Below are 20,033 nucleotides of genomic sequence, written 5' to 3'. Positions count from 1 at the left end.
CTGCGCAATGCCGGATGCAGTGCGTGCGGTTGTCGCCGTGCCGGCCGGGCGGGGTTGTCCTGCCGGCGGGCCGGGCCCGGCCCTGCCGGGTGGGTGACCCGGGTGGGGTGGCCGGACTCCCCGCGGCGGTCCGTCCCCGTGTCGCGGAACGTCGGCCTCCGGCCTGCCCGTTCCTGTCGGATCAGGGGTGCCGGCCGCTCATTTCGGGTGCGCGTATGGCCGGTGCCGACGATGCTGTTGCACATCGCGGGTAGCGAAAAGATCACGGGCCGTGTGATTCCGTCGAGTTCGCGCCGTGAGAGATGTCATGGTTAGGCGATCAAAACGGGAGAATTTTTGCTTCCATCCCGCTTCGGGCGCGGAATATTTCGCTCCAGCGGACGGCCCGTTGGCGGCCCGCACAAGATCGCCGCCGTTGAAATCTGCACTGCTGTCGCAAACTTGTCTTGTTCATGCCCAAGATCTGTCGGCGTGCTCTGTTGATCCGTCAGCCCCCTGTCAGCATGTGCCGTCCGACGGAGCGGATCATCCGCCCCGCGGAAACGGAGCAGTGACTTCTGCGGTACCGCCGCAGAGGCATCTGGACAGCTACAGAGGGGTTTGACCATGTCGCATCCCACCCGACGTCATGTGCTGCGCGGCAGCGCGGTTGCTCTGGCCGGCGCCGCCCTGGCCGCGCCCGCCGCCATCGCGGCGACACGGAGCAGTGCCGCGGCGCCGCACCACGGCCACGCGAAGGCCGGGACACCGGAGATACCCGAGGCGTTCGACGAGGTCTACGAGGGCCGCCACATCGAGGGCTGGCCGGCTCCACAGGGCGGGGGACACGGGGGGCACGGTGGCCACGGGGGCGGCCACGAGGGCATGGACTTCGTGGTCCGCATCGACAACGAGGACCTGCACGTGATGCGGAACGTGGACACCACGTGGATCAGCGTCGTCAACCACTACGAGACGCACCCCACCCCCCGCTCCGTGGCGCGAGCCGCCGTCCGTGAGCTGAACGGTTCGAGTCTCGTCCCGGTCGTGACCGGCTGACCGGACCCGTTCCGGACCCGTCCCGACCACTCACGCAGGAGACCTCGTCATGGCAGATCGCAAGAACCAGGCGGACCTCACCGCCACCGAGAAGCGCAACTTCGTCGACGCGGTGCTGGAGCTCAAGCGCTCCGGCCGGTACGACGAGTTCATCAGCACCCACAACGCCTTCATCGTCTCGGACACCGACAACGGTGAGCGGACCGGTCACCGGTCGCCCTCGTTCCTCCCCTGGCACCGCAGGTTCCTGCTCCAGTTCGAGGAGGCGCTGCAGTCCGTCAACTCCTCGGTCATGCTGCCCTACTGGGACTGGACCGTGGACCGCACGCCGCGCAGCTCCCTGTGGGCGGACGACTTCCTCGGCGGCGACGGCCGCAGCGGTGACGGCCGGGTCACCTCCGGCCCGTTCGCCTTCGGCGGCGGCAATTGGCCCATGAACATACGCGTCGACGGACGGACGTTCCTGCGCCGCTCCCTCGGCGCCGGCGTCCGGGAGCTGCCGACCCGGGCCGAGGTCGACCGGGTGCTCGCCATGACCACGTACGACGCCGCACCCTGGAACAGCGGCTCGGACGGCTTCCGGAACGCCGTCGAGGGCTGGCGCGGCCCGAACCTGCACAACCGGGTGCACGTCTGGATCGGCGGCCAGATGACCACCGGCGCCTCGCCGAACGACCCGGTCTTCTGGCTGCACCACTGTTTCATCGACAAGCTCTGGGCCGACTGGCAGAAGCTGCACCCGAACACCGGCTACGTGCCCACCACCCGCACCACCAACGTCGTCTCCCTGCGCGACACGATGAAGCCGTGGAACGACGTCACGCCGGCGGACATGCTCGACCACACGAAGTTCTACACCTACAAGTAGGGTCTCGCGTTCACCGGCAGGGACCGCGGTCGGGATCTCGGAGGCCGGTCCCGGTCCGTTCCGGGGTCCGCTCCGTGGTCCGGTCCGGAGCCGGACGGACCGGCCGGTGCTCTGGGAGACTGCCGTCATGGGCTCCCGTGCACACCTGAGGACCGGACACGGCGCCCCGGCGCGCGTGGTGTCGCTCGTCCCCTCGCTGACCGAGGCCGTGGCGGCCACCGCTCCGGGGTTGCTGGCCGGTGCCACCGACTGGTGCAGCCACCCGGCGGGCCTGGACGTCGTACGGGTCCGGGGCACCAAGAACCCGGACGTGCCCGCGATCGTCGCCCTCGCGCCCGATCTCGTCATCGCCAACGAGGAGGAGAACCGCGAGCCCGACCTCGCGGCGCTCCGCTCGGCCGGGCTGGAGGTACTGGTCACCGAAGTGCGCACGCTGGACCAGGCGTTCAGCGAGCTGGACCGGGTCCTCGTCGGCGGCTGCGGACTGACCCGGCCGGACTGGCTGGACGCGGCCGAGGCCGCCTGGCGGGAACTGCCGGTCCCCGCCGATTCGCGGCGCGCGGTCGTGCCGGTCTGGCGGCGGCCCTGGATGGTGCTGGGCCGGGACACCTTCGCGGGCGATCTGCTGGACCGGCTGGGGGTGCGGAACGCTTACGCCGGGCATGCGGAACGCTATCCGCGGATCCCCCTCGACGAGCTCAACGCCGGTGGCGCGGAGCTCGTCGTGCTGCCCGACGAGCCGTACCGCTTCACGGCCGACGACGGGCCCGAGGCCTTCCCCGGGCTGCCCTCCGCCCTGGTCAGCGGCCGTCACCTCACGTGGTACGGACCGTCGTTGACCCGAGCGCCCGCGGTGCTCGGGGCGGCGCTGCGAGCAGCCGGCCGCTGAACAGCCCGCGCAGGGTGCGGACCCCGGTCACCAGCCAGGCCGCGACCAGCAGCACGTAGAGCCCCACCGCCGCGGCGCCGTACACCGCGAGACCGGTGTGCCGGGCCAGGGCCTGAGCGCCGGTGACACAGGTGCCGACCGGGAAGGTGAACGCCCACCAGGTCATCGCGAACGGCATGCCGCGCCGGGCCGCCCGCACCACCATCGCCCCGGCCAGGGCGAGCCAGAGCAGCGCGAACCCCAGCACCGGCACGCCGTACAGCACCGACAGCGCGCCCAGCGCCTGGGCGTACGGGGCCCGCACCGCACCGGGCGCGGCGTCCCCGAGCTGCCCGACCGCCGTCACCGACTGGCCCAGCGGCCCCAGGACGAGGAGCAGTGCCGGGGTGGCGGCGAGCGGCAGCGGACCGTGGTGGACCAGCCGTCCGAATACCAGCGGCAGCACGATCAGGGTGGCGAGCAGGCTGATTCCGAAGAGCGCGAAGCAGCCCAGCAGCAGCGTCTCCCGCCACTGGCCCGCGGGCACGTGCGGCACGAGCAGCGGCCCGACCGCCGCCGACACCATCGGCGGGACCAGCGGCAGCAGCCACACGGGCGAGGCGGAGCCCGGTTCGATCCGGTGCCGGGTCACCATCAGGTACGGGATCGCGACCGCCGTCACCAGCCCGGCGGCCGTGCCCACGGTGAACAGCACGAGGTCCGCGGCGACCGCGGCGCCGTCCCCGATGACGTCCCGTCCCACGACGAGCGTCGCGGCCCCGACCGCGAGCAGCGCCATCGGCGGGCAGCCCTGGAAGGGGGCCACGGACGGGTCGCGGAGGTCGGCGCGGGCCCGGTCCGGATGGCGTGCCCAGTGCAGGGCACGTGCCGCGAGCAGCACCGCCAGCATGATCACGGACAGCGCCCAGACGCCGACGAGGGCCGCCCGGAACCCGGGCAGCCGCAGCGGGAGGGCGGCTCCGGCGGTGGCGACGATCGCGGTGCCCGTCACCGCGGCGTACCAGTTGGGGCCGAGGCAACGGAGCGAGACGCGCGCCCGGGGCTCGGGGCACGATGCGGGCAGGGGAGGGGCGGGCGGTTGTACAACGCTGGACATGCTGCCCAGGCTGCCGGGGCGCACCTGCCCCCACCAGGGACCACATTCTTATGAGGGCATAACCTGGCTTTATGAGCAGACGGCGAGACGGCGCGGCCGGGACCGGCGCGGGAAGCGGTGCCGGGGACGGTTTCGGGGGCGGCGCGGGTGACGGCGGACGGGCCGCGATACCCCTGGCGCACCGCGTCCCCGACCTGGGAGCGCTGGAACTGCTGCTGGCCGTCGCCCGGCTCGGCAGCCTGGGCCGGGCGGCCCGCGAGCTCGGTATCTCCCAGCCCGCCGCGAGCAGCCGGATCCGTTCCCTGGAACGGCAGTTGGGGGTCGGCCTGGTGGAGCGTTCACCGCGCGGCTCCCGGCTCACCGACACCGGGGCCCTGGTCACCGACTGGGCCCGGCGGATCGTGGACGCGGCCGAGGCGTTCGACGCGGGGGCGCAGGCGCTGCGCGGCCGCCGGGACTCCCGGCTGCGCGTCGCCGCCAGCATGACCATCGCGGAGTATCTGCTGCCGGGGTGGCTGATCGCGTTCCGCGTCAGTCACCCCGGCACCGCGGTCTCCCTGCACGCCGGGAACTCCGCGGTCGTCGCCGAGCGGCTGCTCGACGGCGAGGCCGACCTCGGCTTCGTCGAGGGGCTGGCCGTGCCGCCGGGCCTCGACGGCACCGTCATCGGCCACGACCGGCTGGTCCTGGTCACCGCCCCGGGCCACCGCTGGGCGCGCCGCCGGGCGCCGCTGACCGCGGACGAGCTGGCCGGCACTCCGCTGGTCCTCCGCGAGCGCGGCTCCGGAACCCGGCAGGTGCTCGACGCCGCGCTCGCCGGCCACGGCGGCCCGGCCGTACCGCTGCTGGAGCTGTCCTCCACCACGGCGGTCAAGGCGGCGGTGCTCAGCGACGCCGGGCCGTCCGTGCTGAGCGAGCTCGCGGTCGGGGAGGAGCTGACCGCCCGGCGCCTGGTGGAGATTCCCGTGGCGGGCATCCGTCTGAGCCGCGAGCTGCGCGCGGTGTGGCCGGCCGGCCGCCGCCCCGCCGGCCCGGCCCGCGACCTGCTGTCGTTGACGGGACGTCCGGGCGCGGACGCACGGTCCACCGCCTGACGGGCAAGGGGTCTACGGGGTGCGGCCGGGCCCACGGGGCGCGGCCGGCGGGGACGTCAGCGGCGCGGGGTGCGGTTGTGGACCGCGTCGTCGTACAGCCGGAACACCTCGGCGTCGAACACCGGGCTGTACGAGACCCGGTCGCTGTGCGGGCCGGACGGTCCGCCGCCGTTCAGGCCGCCGAGGACGCCGATCACCTGACCCGTCCGTGTGGCCGCGTCGTAGTGGGCCAGCCAGGGGCTGCCCGAGGTGCCGCCGTGGAAGCCGCCGCACTCCATGCGCAGCTGCCGGTAACCGGTCAGCCGCCCGGTCGTGACGGCGCAGCGGATGGCCCGGTCCGCCGGGTCGTTCCGGCGCGACGGGTAGCCGACGACGGTCACCCGGTTCCGGTAGCCGGGGCCGCGCGTCAGGGTGTTGCCGCCGGTGACCTGCTCCAGCGAGCGGCCCCGGCTGTCGGGGGCGACCCTGGCGAAGGCGAAGTCGTAGTTGGACCCCTGTCCCCGGGACGACCGCCTGGGGTCCGTGAAGCCGCGCTCGATCGCCCAGACGCCGTGCGGCTGGCGGGCGGCGCCGGCCCTGTACTGCGGGACGAAGGCGGCCTTCCGGCCGGGGTTGCAGTGGCCGGCGGTGAGAATCAGGTTGCGCTGGGCGCTGTGCACCACGCCGGCCGTGCAGTAGTGGGTCTTCATGTCCTTGGTGACGGTGAAGAGCACGCCCACCGACGGGATTCCCCCGAAGTGCTGCGCCTGGCCGGCCGCGCGGAGCTCACCGGACCGCGGGCCGCGGGTGCCGTCCGCTCCGGCCGTCGCGGCGGCCTTCCCCGTCCGGGCGTTCAGCGGGGTCGCCGACGCCATGCGCTCCGGCGTCCAGAACCGCTCCGCCGTCCGGCTCGACCAGCCGGCGGCTCCCGGGGCCGGGCGTTCCGGTGCGGGATCCGCCGAGGCGGTCCCCGTCGAGCCGGCGATCAGGCCTCCGGCGACCACCGCCACGGCAACTCGGGTCCAGGAAGAAGGGAGCACAACGGCCTCTCGGTCGGTGAGAAGCAAGGAAGCCAGATCGGGAGCGGTTTCTGGTCAACACCTGCTCACTCAGCGTCTGATGATGAGTGATCATACGTCGGTAATGGTGCGACGTGAGATCGATTAAAACTGTATGGTCCTCGCTGGGCGGGCAGGCCAGGCCCGCTGTGTGTGGTGCGAATCCGGACATGGACCAGAGCCGGAACGCGCCGCGAACTCAGCAAGGGGGATCGGATGAAGTCCAAGCGTGTGGCGCAGTTCCTGATGGCCGTGGCGGTGGCTCCGGCGCTCGTGATCGGCGGGTCGGGGAACGCGTTCGCCGACGGCAACGTGAGCTGGAAGAACAAGGCCACGGGCAGGTGCCTGCTGGGCCTCCGGGGCACGGGCATGAACGTCATCACGGGGTCGTGCGACGCCCCGAACGCCGACTGGCGCGATGTGAAGCAGAGCGACGGGACCTGGCAGCAGCGGAGCAAGACCATGGACTCGTGGTGTCTGGACAGCAACAGGGACGGTGACGTCTACACCCGTCCCTGCCAGAGCGGGAACAACAACCAGAAGTGGTACGAGACGAAGACGTCCACCGGCTGGCAGCTCAAGAACAAGAAGACGGGCCGCTGCCTGGACAGCAACGCTCGTGGCGAGGCCTACACCCTCGCCTGCAACGGGGGGAAGCACCAGCGCTGGGCGTAGTCGCCCACGCGGGTCCGTGACTCCGGCACCCACAGCGGAACCGCGCCGCCCGGTCCCAGGACCGGGCGGCGCGGTTCCACTTTCTCTGCGGTGGGTTCCCGGCGTCGATGCGCTGTTCCGCGACGCACTCGGTATCTCCGGCGCGCGGTGCGTCTCGCGGCCCGGGCCGGGCCCCCGGACAGTCCGTCGGGCGGCGGCCGCGCCTGGCACGGCCCTTGCGCGGTGGCCGGGTCCCCTACGGCGCCTCCGCCGTCGGGACCTGCCGGGCCGCCGCCACCAGCGCCTCCATCACCCGGAGGTCCTCCCCGGCCTCCGGGTGCCACTGGACCGCGAGGACGAAGCCGTCGGCGTCCGGCAGTTCGACCGCCTCCGGCGTGCCGTCCTCCGCGAAGCCGCAGGCGATCAGGCCGCGGCCGAGGCGGTCCACCGACTGGTGGTGATAGGTGGGCACGGCCACCGTCTCCGGCAGCACCCGGTCCAGCAGCGTCCCCGGGACCGGCTTCACGTCGTGCCGGGCGAAGACGCCCGGCTCCGTGCAGTGGCCGTCGTGCCCGACCTCTTCGGGGAGGTGCTGCACCAGGGTGCCGCCGAGCGCGACATTGAGCAGCTGCATGCCGCGGCAGATGCCGAGCAGCGGCTTGCCGGCGGCCAGCGCCGCCTCGATGAGCGCGAGTTCCCAGGCGTCCCGTTCCCGGGCGGGGGGCCCGGTGCGGGGGTGCGGCTGCGCCCCGTACCGGGCCGGTTCGACATCCGGGCCACCGGAGATGACCACCCCGTCCAGCCGCGCGACGGTGGCCTCGGCCTCCGCCGGGTCGTCCGGCGGCAGCATCGCGGCGAGGCCGCCCGCCCGCTGGACGAGCCGGTGGTAACCGGCCGGCAGCAGGGCCGCGGGCAGGTGCCAGACGCCCCAGCGCACCGAGGAGTCCAGATAGGTCGAGATGCCGATGAGCGGCTTGGGCACGGTTTTCCTCCGGTGAGCTGCGTTCGGGCGGTCAGTCGCGTTCGAGTTCGGCTTCGGCGGCCGCCAGCGCGGCGAACTCCTCCTCGGGGGCGGACGCCACCAGGCGGTGCCGGGAGTAGAAGGCGAAGTAGGCCAGGGCGACGACATAGACGCCCAGCGCGATGAACGCCGCCTCCTTGTCCACCAGGAAGGTGGCCACCAGCGCCGAGCATGCCAGCAGAAGCGCCACGGAGGACGTCACCACCCCGCCGGGCGTCCGGTAGGGGCGCGGCAGTTCGGGCTCCCGGCGCCGCAGCACGATGTGCGACAGGGACATCAGGGCGTAGGAGATGGTCGCGCCGAAGACGGCGACGTTGAGCATCCGCGCGCCGTCGCCGGTGGCCGCCGCCAGCGCGAAGCCGATGGCGCCGGGGACCAGCAGACCCATGTAGGGGGCCTTGCGGCGGCTGGTCAGGGAGAGGAAGCGCGGCAGGTAGCCGGCCCGGGAGAGGGCGAACAGCTGGCGCGACCCGGCGTAGATCAGGGAGAAGAAGGAGGCGACGAGCCCGGCCAGACCGGCGTAGTTCACGAAGCGGCTCAGCAGGGTCGGCTTGCCGTCCCCTTCCAGGGCCGCCACCAGCGGATTCCCCGCGTCCTGCACGGCTGCCGAGCCATGGGCGCCGGTTGCCGCGAGGAAGGTGATCAGGGCGAGCAGCAGCAGGATGCCGATGGAGATCGACATGGCCTTGGGCAGTGAACGGGCCGGGTCCTTGGTCTCCTCGGCGGCCAGCGGCACGCCCTCCACGCCCAGGAAGAACCACATCCCGAACGGGAACGCCGCCCAGATGCCCAGCACTCCGAACGGCAGCCAGGAGCTGGAGCCGAAGGCGCTGTGGTCGACGGCGATGTCGTTGAGCCCGCTCGCGTCGAACTCCGTGAACGCCCCGACCGCGAAGATCAGCAGTGCGGTGACCGCGATGCCGGTCACGATGAAGCTGAACCGCAGCGCCTCGCCCACACCCCAGAGGTGGATGCCGATGAAGATGGCGAAGCAGGCGAGGTAGACGGGCCAGCCGGACTCCAGGCCGAACAGCTTCAGCGACTCGACGTAGTCCCCGATGAAGATCGAGATCGCGGCGGGTGCCAGGACGTACTCGATGAGGATGGCGGTGCCGGTGAGAAAGCCGCCCCAGGTGCCCAGCGCACGCCGCGCGAAGCCGTATCCGCCGCCCGCCGTCGGCAGCACCGCCGCCAGCTCGGCGAGGGCGAAGACCATACAGGTGTACATCAGCCCCATGAGGACGGCGGCGATGGCGAGACCGCCGAACCCGCCCTCCGCGAGACCGAAGTTCCAGCCGGAGAAGTCGCCGGAGACGACGTACGCGACGCCGAGTCCGGTGAGCAGCAGCCAGCCCGCGCTGCCTCTGCGCAGGGTGCGCTTCTCCAGATAGGCGTCTTCGGGGGAGGTTTCGCCGCTTGCGGCGGGGGGTGCGATGGGGGCGCCGGTGCCGTCGGCCATGAGCCGCTCCTGACCTGAGGGGTCAATGGTGTGGGGCCATACCTTTGTCCCCCGGTGCACCCGAACGCAAGGGTCTTGCGTTAATCCGAGGTTACGAAAACGCCTCGGACGCGCGAACCGGCACCGCTGTGAACCGGCTCCGCGGAGCCCGCGGCCGGATCCCGCGCCGCCCGGCGGGGCCTGCGTGCGGCGGTGCGTGTCCCGCGCGGCCGACCGTATCCCGGGGCGCCCGGGTCGGCCCACTCCGTTTTGGACGGCTCGGCCTGTCGGGGCCGGCCTTCCGGGGCGCGGGACCGGACGGGCCCGCGCTCAGGACAGGAAGCCCCGCAGCAGTGCCGCCGTCCCCCCGCAGTGCTCCCGCATCACCTCGCGCGCCGCGTCGGCGTCGCCCTCCAGCACCGCCTCGACCAGCGCGCTGTGCTGCTGCTGGGAGTGCTCCAGGTTGCGGACCAGCAGCGGAATGCAGTCCAGCAGGTCGTTGACGGTCGCCCGTACGGCAGCGTACTGGGCGGCCAGCGAGGGGGAGCCGCACAGTTCCGCCAGCGTCAGATGCAGCATCGTGTCCTGCCGCCGGTAGTCCGCCAGCGGGGCCTCGTGCGTCGCGGCCAGGGCGCCGCGCAGCCGCTCCGCCTGCTCCTCGGACAGCCCGTGGGCCGCGCAGAGCCCGGCCGCCCCCACCTCCAGCACCTCGCGGAACCGCAGGACGTCCTCCACGTCCACCTTCTCGATGCGTCGCCGCAGCTCATCGCCGGAATCGCTGTGGCCGGGGTCGGGCCGGTACCGGACGAACGTCCCGCCGTAGCGGCCGCGCCGGCTCTCCACCAGGCCCTGGTCGGTCAGCACCTTCAGCACCTCGCGCAGCGTCACCCGGCTCACGCCCAGCCGCTCCGCCAGCTCCCGCTCGGCCGGGAGCCGCTCGCCCTGCGGCACCAGTCCGAGCCGGACCACCTGGAGTATCTGCTCCAGCGTCTCCTCGAAGCCGTTCCCCGCCCGGACCGGCCGCAGCACGGGAGCGAGTCGGTCCGCGTCAGCGGAGTCCTGGAAGTCGCCCATCGAACCCCTTCCCAATCAATGGTCTGCACGATTACCTTAAGGCCTCCGGTTGCACCGACAGGAGGCTTTTCCCGTGGCAGACCGCACAGCACCGCTCTCCGTCGACGAACTGCGCAGGCTCGTCGACGCAGGCGAGATCGACACCGTAGTGCTCGCCTTCACCGATATGCAGGGGCGGCTCCAGGGCAAGCGGTTCGCCGCCCGGTTCTTCCTCGACGACGTCCTGGACCACGGCACCGAGGGGTGCAACTACCTCCTCGCCGTCGACGTCGACCTCAACACGGTCGACGGGTACGCGATGTCGTCCTGGGAGCGCGGCTACGGCGACTTCGCCATGCACGCCGACCTCCGCACCCTGCGCCGCACCCCCTGGCAGCCCGGAACCGCACTGGTCACCGCCGACCTGGCCTGGCACGACGGCTCCCCGGTCGTCGCCTCGCCGCGGCAGATCCTGCGCCGCCAGCTCGACCGGCTGGCCGAGTACGGCTGGAGTGCCTATGTCGGCACCGAGCTGGAGTTCATGGTCTTCAAGGACACCTACGAGGAGGCCTGGTCCCGCGGCTACCGCGATATGAACCCGGCCAACCAGTACAACGTCGACTACTCCGTCCTCGGCACCAGCCGCGTCGAACCCCTGCTGCGCCGCATCCGCAACGAGATGGGCGCGGCCGGCATGACGGTGGAGTCGGCGAAGGGGGAGTGCAACCTCGGCCAGCACGAGATCGCCTTCCGCTACGACGACGCGCTCACCACCTGCGACCAGCACGCCGTCTACAAGACCGGCGCCAAGGAGATCGCCGCGCAGGAGGGCATGGCGCTCACCTTCATGGCGAAGTACGACGAGCGCGAGGGCAACTCGTGCCACATCCACCTGTCCCTGCGCGACGAGTTCGGCAAGCCGGTCCTCGCCGACGAACAGGGCGAGTACGGCATGTCCAAGATCATGCGGCACTTCCTCGCCGGACAGATCGCCGCCCTGCGCGACTTCACCCTGCTCTACGCCCCCAACATCAACTCCTACAAGCGGTTCCGGCCCGGCTCCTTCGCCCCGACCGCCGCCGCGTGGGGCCCCGACAACCGGACCTGTGCGCTGCGCATCATCGGCCACGGCCAGTCCCACCGCTTCGAGAACCGCCTCCCCGGCGGCGACGTCAACCCCTACCTCGCTGTGGCGGGCCTGATCGCGGCCGGCCTGCACGGCATCGAGCAGGAGCTGGAACTCCCGGAGGCGTGTACCGGCAACGCCTACAACGGCGACGCCGAACACGTCCCCACCTCGCTCCGCGACGCCGCCGAACTGTGGGCCGCCAGCCCCATCGCGCGGGCCGCCTTCGGCGACGAGGTGGTCGAGCACTACCTCAACATGGCCCGCATCGAGCAGGACGCCTACGACAGCGCCGTCACGGACTGGGAGCGCTTCCGGTCCTTCGAGCGCATGTGACGCCCCGGGCTCCGCGAGCGGACCGACCTCCGCTCCCCGGCGCACCGTCAACACCAGGAGAACGCACGTTGCACGAGCACCAGGTCCTCAACCCGGCGACCGAAGAGGTCATCGCCACCGTCCCCGACGCCACCCCGGCCGATGTCGACGCCGCCGTCCGCCGGGCGGCCACGGCACAGCGGAGCTGGTCCGCCCTCGCCCCCGGCGAGCGGGCCCGGCTGCTGCGCCGCTTCGCCGCCACGGTCGACGACCACATCGAGGAACTCGCCCGGCTGGAGGTCCGCGAGGCCGGGCACCCCATCGGCAACGCCCGCTGGGAGGCGGGCAACGTCCGGGACCTCCTCGACTACGCGGCCGGCGGAGCCGAGCGGCTCAACGGCAGCCAGATCCCCGTCCCCGGCGGCCTCGACGTCACCTTCCACGAACCGCTCGGCGTCGTCGCCGTGATCGCCCCGTGGAACTTCCCCATGCCGATCGCCGCCTGGGGCACCGCGCCCGCCCTCGCCGCGGGCAACGCCGTCCTGCTCAAGCCCGCCGAGACCACCCCGCTGACCGCGCTGCGGCTGGGTGAACTCGCCCTGGAGGCCGGGCTCCCCGAGGGGCTCTTCCAGGTCCTGCCCGGTGCCGGACCGGTCGCCGGCAACGCCCTGGTCGAGCACCCCGGCGTCGCCAAGGTCGTCTTCACCGGCTCGACGGCCGTGGGCAAGCAGATCATGGCCAAGTGCGCGGCGGACGTGAAGCGGGTGACCCTCGAACTCGGCGGCAAGAGCCCCAACATCGTCTTCGCCGACGCCGACATCGAGCAGGCGGCGGCAGCGGCCCCCGGCGCGTTCCTGGACAACACCGGCCAGGACTGCTGCGCCCGCACCCGGATCCTGGTCCAGCGCAGCGTCTACGACCGGTTCATGGAACTGCTCGAACCGGCCGTCCGGGCCGTCACCGTCGGCGACCCGGCCGATCCCGCCACCGACATGGGACCGCTCATCTCCGCCGCCCAGCGGGAGCGCGTCCGGTCCTTCGTCCCCGAGGACGCGCCCGCGGCGATCCGCGGCGACGCCCCCGCGGGCAAGGGCTTCTGGTACCCGGCGACCGTCCTCACCCCGGACTCGCCCGACGACCCCGCGGCCGTCGACGAGATCTTCGGACCGGTCGCCGTCGTCCTCCCCTTCGAGGACGAGGCCGACGCCGTCCGGCTGGCCAACGCCACCCGCTACGGCCTGGCCGGATCCCTCTGGACCCGCGACGTCGGCCGCGCGCTGCGCGTCTCCCGCGCCGTCGCCGCCGGGAACCTGTCCGTCAACTCGCACAGCGCCGTCCGCTACTGGACACCCTTCGGGGGCTTCGGCGAGTCCGGACTCGGCCGGGAGCTGGGCCCCGGCGCCCTCACCGCCTTCACCGAGACCAAGAACGTGTTCATCAGCACCGAGGAGAGCAAGTGACCGAGCAGACCCCTGTGTGCCGCCGACTCGTCGGACGTACCGCCGTCATCACCGGCGCGGGCAGCGGCATCGGGCTGGCGACAGCCCGCCGCCTGGCCTCCGAAGGTGCGAACGTCGTGTGCGCGGACATCGACGACACCGCCGGCAAGGCCGCCGCCGCCGAGGTCGGCGGGCTCTTCGTCCAGGTCGACGTCACCGACTCCGACCAGGTCGAGGCCCTCTTCCGGACGGCCTTCGAGACCTACGGTTCGGTCGACATCGCCTTCAACAACGCCGGGATCTCCCCGCCCGACGACGACTCGATCCTCACGACCGGGCTGGAGGCCTGGAAGCGGGTCCAGGAGGTCAACCTCACCTCCGTCTACCTCTGCTGCAAGCACGCCATCCCCTACATGCAGCGCCAGGGCAAGGGCTCCATCATCAACACCGCCTCGTTCGTGGCGCGGATGGGCGCGGCGACCTCGCAGATCAGCTACACCGCGTCCAAGGGCGGCGTGCTCGCCATGTCCCGCGAGCTGGGCGTCCAGTTCGCCCGCGAGGGCATCCGGGTCAACGCGCTGTGCCCGGGGCCGGTCAACACCCCGCTGCTCAAGGAGCTGTTCGCCAAGGACCCGGAGCGCGCCGCGCGCCGCCTCGTCCACGTCCCGGCGGGCCGCTTCGCCGAGCCCGAGGAGATGGCCGCCGCGGTCGCCTTCCTCGCCAGCGACGACTCCTCGTTCGTCAACGCGGCGGACTTCCTCGTCGACGGCGGCATCGCGGGCGCGTACGTCACCCCGCTGTAGGCCCCACCGGACCCTCGGTGACGGCACGGCGGCCGGCGCTCCCGGCGTCCGGCCGCCGTGCCGTTCCAGGGCACCGGGGGACCACCGCTGAATCCGGTCTCGCGTCGGCATATGACGGCTCGAGGCCATAAGGTGACCCGCGTGAGCATGACGACCCCGCCCGGCTGGTACCCAGACCCCGGGCAGACAGGCCACGGCCCCGCCCTCGAACGCTGGTGGGACGGCTCCACCTGGACCGACTACACCCGCGAGCCGCAGGGCACCGCCGTATCGGAGATTCCGGCGCAACAGGCGGGATTCGGCCCGCCGCAGCACTCCGGCTTCCTGGACACCCCGCTCTCCCCGCCGCCGTCCTACGGGCTGCGGCCGGCCGACAGCGAATCCCGCGGCAGGACCATGGCGATCGCCGGTGCCGCGGTCGTCCTCGTCGCCGCCATCGTCGGCGGTGTCGTCCTGCTGACCAGTGGCGGGGACAGCTCCGACACCGCCGACGCGCGGCCGAGCACCGGCCCGCAGCAGCCCACGCCCGGTGGGCCCGGCGACGGCGGGGCGCCGAGCGGCGCTCCGAGCGCTCCGGCGGACACCGTGCAGGACGCCACCAACGGCATCTCCGTGCCCGTCCCCCAGGGCTGGGACAAGAGCCGCAGCAGCACCGGCGGCGCGGGGCTGACCATCGGCCCGTACCCGTGTCCCGGCCAGCCGGACACCACCTGTGCGCGCGGCGGCGTGTTCACCCGCGAGGCCAACGGCTACGAGGCGACGACCGCCGAGGGCGTGGCCAAGGAGGACATCGCCAAGAACACCGAGAGCTCCTACGGCAAGGACCCGCGCACCGGCAAGCAGATGTACGGCGGGGTGGTCTCGCACCGCCAGGTCAGGGCCGAGGCCGTGACCGTCGCCGGACAGCAGGGCTACCTGGTGCGCTGGAAGGTGACGACGAAGAAGGGCGACGGCGGCGTCGTCCAGTCCCTCGCCTTCCCCGCCCCCGACGGCGGGAAGGCCCTGGTCCTGGTCCGCTTCGGCTTCGACGCCGGAGGCGAGGCACCGCCGCTCACCGACATGGACGCCATCGCCGAGGGCATCGCCCCGCTGGGAGCCGGCGGCACGGGCGGAAGCATCTGAGGGGACGGACGGGATCTGCCGCCCGGGAGGGGCCCGGTCCGGAACTCGCGGTCCGGAACTCGCGGTCCGGAACTCGCGGTCCGGAACTCGGTGTCCGGGGCGGGCCGTCCGGACCGGTCCCTTCCGGCAGCCCCGTCCGGCAGGCTCCGGGTGCCCCTCGCGCCACGGTCGCGGAGAGACGGGCTCCGGGCCCCTCGCGCCACGGCATCGGAGACGCGCCACGGCATCAGAGAAAGGTGCGGCCCTCGCCCCGGTACGTCGGCACCGCGCCGGTCACCCGGTCGCCCCGGACCAGGTGCAGGGTGTCGAAGCGTTCGCACATCTCACCGGCCTTGGCGTGCCGGAACCAGACCTTGTCGCCGATCAGCAGATCGTCCGCCGGCCCGCCCAGCAGCGGCGTCTGCACCTCGCCGGGCCCCTCCTGCGGGTCGTAGCGCAGCCCCTCGGGGAGGTACGGCTGCGGCAGCCGGTCCGCCCCCGGTGCGCCCGACGCGGGATAGCCGCCGCCGAGCACGGTGACCACACCGACGCCGGGGCGCCGCACGACGGGCTGCGCGAACAGCGCGGCCGGCCGGCCCCGGAATGCCGTGTAGTGGTCGAACAGCCGCGGTACGAACAGCCCCGACCCCGCCGCGATTTCGGTGACCGCGTCCTCGGCCGCCGTGTGCTGCACACTGCCCGTGCCGCCGCCGTTGACGAACTCCAGGTCCGGCGCCACGTCCCGGACACGGCGCACCGCCTCCGCCCGCCGCACCACCAGCTCCCGCTTGGCCGCCGACTGCATCAGCCGGATCGCGTACGACCGCAGCGGGCGCCCGGCGACCGCGTCACCGACGCCCGCGACGTGCCCCTCGTAGGCCATCACACCCACCAGGCGGAAGCCGGGGCGGCGCGCCACCGACCGGGCCAGCTCCGCGAGTTGCTCCGGCGAGCGCAGCGGCGAACGCCGCGCGCCCACCCGCACCCGGCCGCCCAGCAGCCACAGCGAGGTGTCCAGCTCGAGGCAGACGCGGACCTCCTCCGTCCCGCCGCGCGAGGCGTCGATCAGCTCGAGCTGCGCGGGATCGTCCACCATCACCGTCACCGCGGCGGCGAGCTTCGGATCCCCTGTCAGCTCGGCGAAGCGGTCCCGGTCGGCGGAGGGGTAGGCGAGCAGGACGTCGTCGAATCCGGAACGCGCCAGCCAGAGCGACTCCGCGAGGGTGAACGCCATGATGCCCGCGAAGCCCTCCCGCGCCAGCACCCGCTCCAGCAGCGCCCGGCAGCGCACCGACTTGCTCGCCACCCGGACCGGCTTGCCCCGCGCCCGCCGGACGAGGTCGTCGGCGTTGGCGTCGAACGCGTCGAGGTCCACGACCGCGAGCGGCGCGTCGAGGTGCGCGGTGGCCCGGTCGTAGCGGGCCCGGTCGGCAGCGGGGTCGGCCATGGATCCACCTTGCCAGAACGCCGTTACCGCTGGGTAGTGGGGTGGTTCGGGCAAACCCGGTCATGTGTCCGATCCAGTTGCCGCTCCGCCCTCGGCAGCACGTAAAGTGACGCGCACGCCGTGGGCCGTCGGCTGTCGCCGGACGGTTCCCATCGGCGAACTGGCCCGCCGCGCATGCCGGTCGGCCGTGAAAGAGCACGACATGAGGGGGGCCCATGAGCGCTGAAGCGCCGCGCGCGGCCTCGCCCCGCTCCTCCGACGTGCCCCAGCAGCGCGGCGCCACCGCCCCGTCCGGTTCCGCCCCGCAGCACCCGCCGGCGGGCGGGCCGCCGGCCCGGCCGGTACCACCGCGGCCGCCGCATCCGCCCCGTCCGGTCCGTGAACCGGCCGCCCCGCAGCCACGGAACGACGCGGCGGCCCCGCCCCGGCCCTCCGCTCACCGGGTCCCGCCCCGTCCTGCGGCCCCGCCGGCCACCGGCCCCGGGGGCGGAACGGACCGCGGAGCGGGCTCCACCGACACCATGCACCGACGCCCCGCCCGGACCGGCGACGAGGCGCTGCCGAACGACACCACCCTCCGCGCCGGCACGGCTTCGGGCGACGTCGCGAGGCCCCAGCGCGAAGGAGCGGCCGACAGCCGTCCGGAGGCCGCACGCCCCTCGGCGGGAACCGCGTCGCGCCCTTCGGCGGACGGCGCGCCCCGCCCCTCGGCGGGTACCGCGGTTCCCGGGACGCAGCGCACCCCGGGTGCCGCGGCAACTCCACTCGCCCAGGACCGGCTGGTGAAGAGGCCTGCTCAGGACCGGTCCGCCCAGGACCGCCCCGCGCAGCGGCCTGCCCAGGACGGCTCAGCTCAGGACTGGCCCGTCCAGGACCGCCCCGCGCAAAGGCCTGCCCAGGACGGGTCCGCCCAGGACCAGCCCTCCCAGCACCGCCCCGCCCGGAACCGTCCCGTGCAGAACCGTCCCGCCTCCCGTCCCGCACCGGACCGGGAGGCGCGCGGGCTGCTCCCGCCGGCTCCGGGGGACCGCCTGCCGGGACCCGCTCCCGCGGACGTACCGGGACCCGCCCCCGCCCCTGCCCCTGCCCCGCAGCCCCGCGCCGGGGGAACCGGCCCACGCCCGCGCACCGGGGAGGCGCCCGCCGCCGGAACCCCGGGCACACCCACCGCCGGCCCCGGCGCCCCGCCGAGCACGGCGCCCCGCACCGGAGTCCCCGCCGGGCCCGTCCCTGCCCGTCCTGCCGCCGCTCCCCGCACCACAGCGGGCACCACTGCTCCGGCGGCCTCCGCCCGCGCGACCTCGTCGGCCCCCACCACGTCGGCCCCCACCACCTCGGCACCCTCCGCCCCGGCCCCGGACTTCCCCCCGCCCGCCGCACCGTCCGGGACCTGGCACGGCCCCGGCCCGGACGCCGCTGGGCAGCCGGGGCAGCAGCTCTGGGGCGTCCCGGAGGCCCCCGAGCCCCGACGGATACCCCCGCCGGTGCGCATGGCGGCCGTCGCCGCCTGTCTCGTCCTCGGCCTCGGGCTCCTCGGCGGAGCCGCCGCCGGGAGCTGGCTCACCGGCGAATCCGAGGTCCCCGCCGCGACCGGCGAGGCCTTTCACCGGGCCCGCGGCCTCTGGCACAACCGTCCCGTCGACGAGCTCTTCCCCCGCACCCTGCACGGCAAGGCGGCGGGCCCCGGCGGCGCCGACCGCGAGTGGATCCGGATCGCGGTCGCCCCGGACAGCGGCTGCGCGAACGCCTTCGACCGGCTGCTCGCCAAGGCGCTCTCCCCGGTCGGCTGCACCCGGCTGCTGCGCGCCACCTACACCGACGCGACCACCAGCACCGTGACGACCGTCGGCCTGTTGTTCACCAAGGCGGACCCGGACGGCATGCGGGCCGCGGCCCGGCGCTTCACCGCCGAGGGGCTCGGCCGGCGCTCCGATCTCCTGCCCCGGCCGTACGCGGCCGAGGGCACGGCCGCGGCGGCCTTCGGCCCGCGGCAGCGCGGCAGTTGGGTGGTCCGGGTGCTGACCGACGCGCCGGTCGTGGTGTACGCCGTCTCCGGCTTCACCGACGGCCGCGCCGTCGAGGCCCCGGAACCCGCGGACGAGGCGACCGCCACCGGCGCGACCACGGCACCCGCCCAGTCCGGCCTCGGCCACGACGCCCGCGGGGTGGCCGACCGCATCGAACGCGGCCTGCTCAGCGCCGCCACCGCGCCCCCGGAGGACGCCTCATGACCGCTTCCGGGCCGCCGCGCTCCACGGCGGCGGGCCCGGACGGAACGGAGCCTGCTCGCCGCCGCCACCGCGCTTCCGGCGGCCCCCTCATGACCGTTCCTGGGCCGCAGGGCCGCCCACCGTCGGGCCCGGACGGAACGGGGGAAACGGCCGAACCCCCGGGGCCCCGCCGGCGGCGGAAGGCCCGCCGCCCGCGCCGTGCCCTGCGGACGCTCGCGCTCGCCACCGCCTCGGCCGCCCTCGCCGTCCTCCCCGCCGTCCCCGCGCAGGCGGACGGCATACGGTCCCAGGAGTGGGCCCTCGACTCCCTCGGGGTCGAGAAGGCCTGGCGGACGACCAAGGGTGAGGACGTCACCGTCGCCGTCCTCGACACCGGGGTGGACGACCAGCACCCGGACCTCGCGGGCCAGGTCCTCACCGGCAAGGACCTGATCGGCTTCGGCGCGGGACGCGGCGACCGCGCCTGGGCGCGCCACGGCACCGCCATGGCCGGGATCATCGCCGGGCACGGCCACGGTCCCGGCCGCGAGGACGGCGTCGTCGGCGTCGCCCCACGCGTCAAGATCCTTCCGGTCCGGGTGATCCTCGAGGACTCCGACCCGGCCCGCACCCGGGCCCGCGGAGCCCGCGGCAACGCCCTGGCCGACGGCATCCGCTGGGCCGCCGACCACGGCGCCGACGTGATCAACCTGTCGCTCGGCGACGACAGCAAGTCGGCCCACCCCGAACCGCAGGAGGACGCCGCGGTGCAGTACGCCCTGAGCCGGGGCGCGGTGGTGGTCGCCTCGGCGGGCAACGGCGGCAAGAAGGGCGAACGGGCCTCCTATCCGGCCGCCTATCCCGGAGTGATCGCCGTGACCGCGGTGGACCGCTACGGCAACAGGGCGGCCTTCTCCACCCGCCGCTGGTACGCCACGGTCGCCGCGCCCGGCGTGGACGTGGTCATCGCCGACCCCGACCGGCACTACTACAAGGGCTGGGGCACCAGCGCCGCCGCCGCCTTCGTCTCGGGCGCCGTCGCCCTGGTGCGCTCCGCGCACCCCGAGCTGACCCCGGTCCAGATCAAGAAGCTGCTCGCCGACACCGCGCGGGACCGGCCGGAGGGCGGGCACAGCGACGACCGCGGCGCCGGTCTGGTCGACGTCCCGGCGGCGATCGACGCGGGGGAGAAGCTCCGGCCCCGGCCGCAGCGCCCCGACGCGGCCGCGTTCGGCCGGCAGTACTTCGGCGCGGGCCCCGACGGGGACGCCGGCGAGGACCCGGTGACGGGGATGCCGGCCGCCGCCGCGGGTGCCGTCGGCGCGCTCCTCCTCGGCGCCGCCGTCGTGCTCTGGCGCCGCGGCCGGACGCCCGCGCAGCCCCGCTGAGCCGGGCCGATACCCT

The 20,033-nt window shown here is 73.9% G+C and carries 17 protein-coding genes; 11 read left to right on the top strand and 6 right to left on the bottom strand.

From position 1 onward, the window contains the following. The first annotated feature begins 606 nt into the window (after positions 1–606). The 3 genes from ACFYYR_RS08645 (at position 607) to ACFYYR_RS08635 (ending at position 2,795) form a co-directional block, all read left to right on the top strand. On the top strand, positions 607–1,038 hold the full coding sequence (locus ACFYYR_RS08645) for a tyrosinase family oxidase copper chaperone (protein WP_388848596.1): 432 nt from the start codon (positions 607–609) through the stop codon (positions 1,036–1,038). A gap of 49 nt (positions 1,039–1,087) precedes the next feature. Next, complete coding sequence (locus ACFYYR_RS08640) at positions 1,088–1,906, top strand: tyrosinase family protein (RefSeq protein WP_388848593.1); 819 nt, start codon at positions 1,088–1,090, stop codon at positions 1,904–1,906. Between the two features lie 127 nt (positions 1,907–2,033). Further along, positions 2,034–2,795 carry a helical backbone metal receptor gene (locus ACFYYR_RS08635; RefSeq protein WP_388848590.1) on the top strand — a complete coding sequence of 254 codons (762 nt, stop codon included), beginning with the start codon at positions 2,034–2,036 and terminating at the stop codon, positions 2,793–2,795. On the opposite strand, the gene ACFYYR_RS08630 is transcribed toward ACFYYR_RS08635, so the two are convergent. Next, the gene (locus ACFYYR_RS08630; RefSeq protein WP_388848587.1) at positions 2,722–3,891 is read right to left on the bottom strand and encodes a TDT family transporter; all 1,170 of its coding nucleotides are present in this window, start codon (positions 3,889–3,891) and stop codon (positions 2,722–2,724) included. The two genes, ACFYYR_RS08635 and ACFYYR_RS08630, sit on opposite strands and share 74 nt — an antisense overlap. 71 nt (positions 3,892–3,962) lie before the next feature. On the opposite strand from ACFYYR_RS08630, the gene ACFYYR_RS08625 reads away from it, so the two are divergent. Continuing rightward, positions 3,963–4,985, top strand: coding sequence for a LysR family transcriptional regulator (locus ACFYYR_RS08625; RefSeq protein ID WP_388848584.1), 1,023 nt, complete (start codon positions 3,963–3,965; stop codon positions 4,983–4,985). Between the two features lie 56 nt (positions 4,986–5,041). Here the strand turns inward: ACFYYR_RS08625 and ACFYYR_RS08620 are convergent, their stop codons facing one another. Beyond that, positions 5,042–5,974: a trypsin-like serine peptidase gene (locus ACFYYR_RS08620; protein ID WP_388848581.1), complete on the bottom strand. Its 933-nt coding sequence runs from the start codon at positions 5,972–5,974 to the stop codon at positions 5,042–5,044. Positions 5,975–6,238: 264 nt separating this feature from the next. On the opposite strand from ACFYYR_RS08620, the gene ACFYYR_RS08615 reads away from it, so the two are divergent. Next, entirely contained in the window at positions 6,239–6,697 is a 459-nt protein-coding gene (locus ACFYYR_RS08615; RefSeq protein ID WP_388848578.1) for a ricin-type beta-trefoil lectin domain protein, read from the top strand. 235 nt (positions 6,698–6,932) lie between these two features. Here ACFYYR_RS08615 and ACFYYR_RS08610 read toward each other — a convergent pair whose 3' ends face one another. The 3 genes from ACFYYR_RS08610 to ACFYYR_RS08600 all read right to left on the bottom strand — a co-directional run bounded on the left by ACFYYR_RS08610 (position 6,933) and on the right by ACFYYR_RS08600 (position 10,209). Further along, on the bottom strand, positions 6,933–7,658 hold the full coding sequence (locus ACFYYR_RS08610; RefSeq protein WP_388848575.1) for a gamma-glutamyl-gamma-aminobutyrate hydrolase family protein: 726 nt from the start codon (positions 7,656–7,658) through the stop codon (positions 6,933–6,935). Between the two features lie 31 nt (positions 7,659–7,689). Further along, complete coding sequence (gene eat, locus ACFYYR_RS08605; RefSeq protein WP_388848572.1) at positions 7,690–9,156, bottom strand: ethanolamine permease; 1,467 nt, start codon at positions 9,154–9,156, stop codon at positions 7,690–7,692. 309 nt (positions 9,157–9,465) lie between these two features. Next, a complete protein-coding gene (locus ACFYYR_RS08600) occupies positions 9,466–10,209 on the bottom strand; it encodes a FadR/GntR family transcriptional regulator (protein ID WP_388848569.1) in 744 nt (247 codons plus the stop codon). Between the two features lie 73 nt (positions 10,210–10,282). Here ACFYYR_RS08600 and ACFYYR_RS08595 point away from each other — a divergent pair, with 73 nt between their 5' ends. The 4 genes from ACFYYR_RS08595 (at position 10,283) to ACFYYR_RS08580 (ending at position 14,993) form a co-directional block, all read left to right on the top strand. Beyond that, complete coding sequence (locus ACFYYR_RS08595; RefSeq protein ID WP_388848566.1) at positions 10,283–11,650, top strand: glutamine synthetase family protein; 1,368 nt, start codon at positions 10,283–10,285, stop codon at positions 11,648–11,650. Positions 11,651–11,718: 68 nt separating this feature from the next. Further along, the gene (locus ACFYYR_RS08590) at positions 11,719–13,089 is read left to right on the top strand and encodes an aldehyde dehydrogenase family protein (protein ID WP_388848563.1); all 1,371 of its coding nucleotides are present in this window, start codon (positions 11,719–11,721) and stop codon (positions 13,087–13,089) included. Then, positions 13,086–13,871, top strand: coding sequence for a 3-oxoacyl-ACP reductase (locus ACFYYR_RS08585; protein ID WP_388848560.1), 786 nt, complete (start codon positions 13,086–13,088; stop codon positions 13,869–13,871). Before ACFYYR_RS08590 ends, ACFYYR_RS08585 begins: the two co-directional genes overlap by 4 nt. Before the next feature lie 147 nt (positions 13,872–14,018). Further along, positions 14,019–14,993 carry a DUF2510 domain-containing protein gene (locus ACFYYR_RS08580; protein ID WP_388849272.1) on the top strand — a complete coding sequence of 325 codons (975 nt, stop codon included), beginning with the start codon at positions 14,019–14,021 and terminating at the stop codon, positions 14,991–14,993. A gap of 226 nt (positions 14,994–15,219) precedes the next feature. On the opposite strand, the gene ACFYYR_RS08575 is transcribed toward ACFYYR_RS08580, so the two are convergent. Further along, the gene (locus tag ACFYYR_RS08575) at positions 15,220–16,419 is read right to left on the bottom strand and encodes an amino acid deaminase/aldolase (RefSeq protein WP_388848558.1); all 1,200 of its coding nucleotides are present in this window, start codon (positions 16,417–16,419) and stop codon (positions 15,220–15,222) included. Positions 16,420–17,909: 1,490 nt separating this feature from the next. Between ACFYYR_RS08575 and ACFYYR_RS08570 the strand changes: the two genes are divergently transcribed. Continuing rightward, entirely contained in the window at positions 17,910–18,650 is a 741-nt protein-coding gene (locus tag ACFYYR_RS08570) for a hypothetical protein (protein ID WP_388849269.1), read from the top strand. An 89-nt stretch (positions 18,651–18,739) separates the two neighbouring features. Next, complete coding sequence (mycP, locus tag ACFYYR_RS08565; RefSeq protein ID WP_388848555.1) at positions 18,740–20,017, top strand: type VII secretion-associated serine protease mycosin; 1,278 nt, start codon at positions 18,740–18,742, stop codon at positions 20,015–20,017. Positions 20,018–20,033 lie beyond the last annotated feature (16 nt).

It is taken from the genome of Streptomyces sp. NPDC001922, assembly GCF_042891165.1.
Lineage (GTDB): Bacteria > Actinomycetota > Actinomycetes > Streptomycetales > Streptomycetaceae > Streptomyces.
Note: the sequence above shows the minus strand (reverse complement) of the source record. Positions and strands in the feature narration are given on the sequence as shown.

What these genes read in the sequence shown, in the direction of transcription:
- mycP (WP_388848555.1), top strand. Translation starts at nt 18,740, where the DNA reads ATGACCGTTCCTGGGCCGCAGGGCCGCCCACCGTCGGGCCCGGACGGA.
- ACFYYR_RS08570 (WP_388849269.1), top strand. Translation starts at nt 17,910, where the DNA reads ATGGCGGCCGTCGCCGCCTGTCTCGTCCTCGGCCTCGGGCTCCTCGGC.
- ACFYYR_RS08630 (WP_388848587.1), bottom strand. Translation starts at nt 3,891, where the DNA reads ATGTCCAGCGTTGTACAACCGCCCGCCCCTCCCCTGCCCGCATCGTGC.
- ACFYYR_RS08625 (WP_388848584.1), top strand. Translation starts at nt 3,963, where the DNA reads ATGAGCAGACGGCGAGACGGCGCGGCCGGGACCGGCGCGGGAAGCGGT.
- ACFYYR_RS08645 (WP_388848596.1), top strand. Translation starts at nt 607, where the DNA reads ATGTCGCATCCCACCCGACGTCATGTGCTGCGCGGCAGCGCGGTTGCT.
- ACFYYR_RS08615 (WP_388848578.1), top strand. Translation starts at nt 6,239, where the DNA reads ATGAAGTCCAAGCGTGTGGCGCAGTTCCTGATGGCCGTGGCGGTGGCT.
- ACFYYR_RS08640 (WP_388848593.1), top strand. Translation starts at nt 1,088, where the DNA reads ATGGCAGATCGCAAGAACCAGGCGGACCTCACCGCCACCGAGAAGCGC.
- ACFYYR_RS08635 (WP_388848590.1), top strand. Translation starts at nt 2,034, where the DNA reads ATGGGCTCCCGTGCACACCTGAGGACCGGACACGGCGCCCCGGCGCGC.
- ACFYYR_RS08580 (WP_388849272.1), top strand. Translation starts at nt 14,019, where the DNA reads ATGACGACCCCGCCCGGCTGGTACCCAGACCCCGGGCAGACAGGCCAC.
- ACFYYR_RS08600 (WP_388848569.1), bottom strand. Translation starts at nt 10,209, where the DNA reads ATGGGCGACTTCCAGGACTCCGCTGACGCGGACCGACTCGCTCCCGTG.
- eat (WP_388848572.1), bottom strand. Translation starts at nt 9,156, where the DNA reads ATGGCCGACGGCACCGGCGCCCCCATCGCACCCCCCGCCGCAAGCGGC.
- ACFYYR_RS08575 (WP_388848558.1), bottom strand. Translation starts at nt 16,419, where the DNA reads ATGGCCGACCCCGCTGCCGACCGGGCCCGCTACGACCGGGCCACCGCG.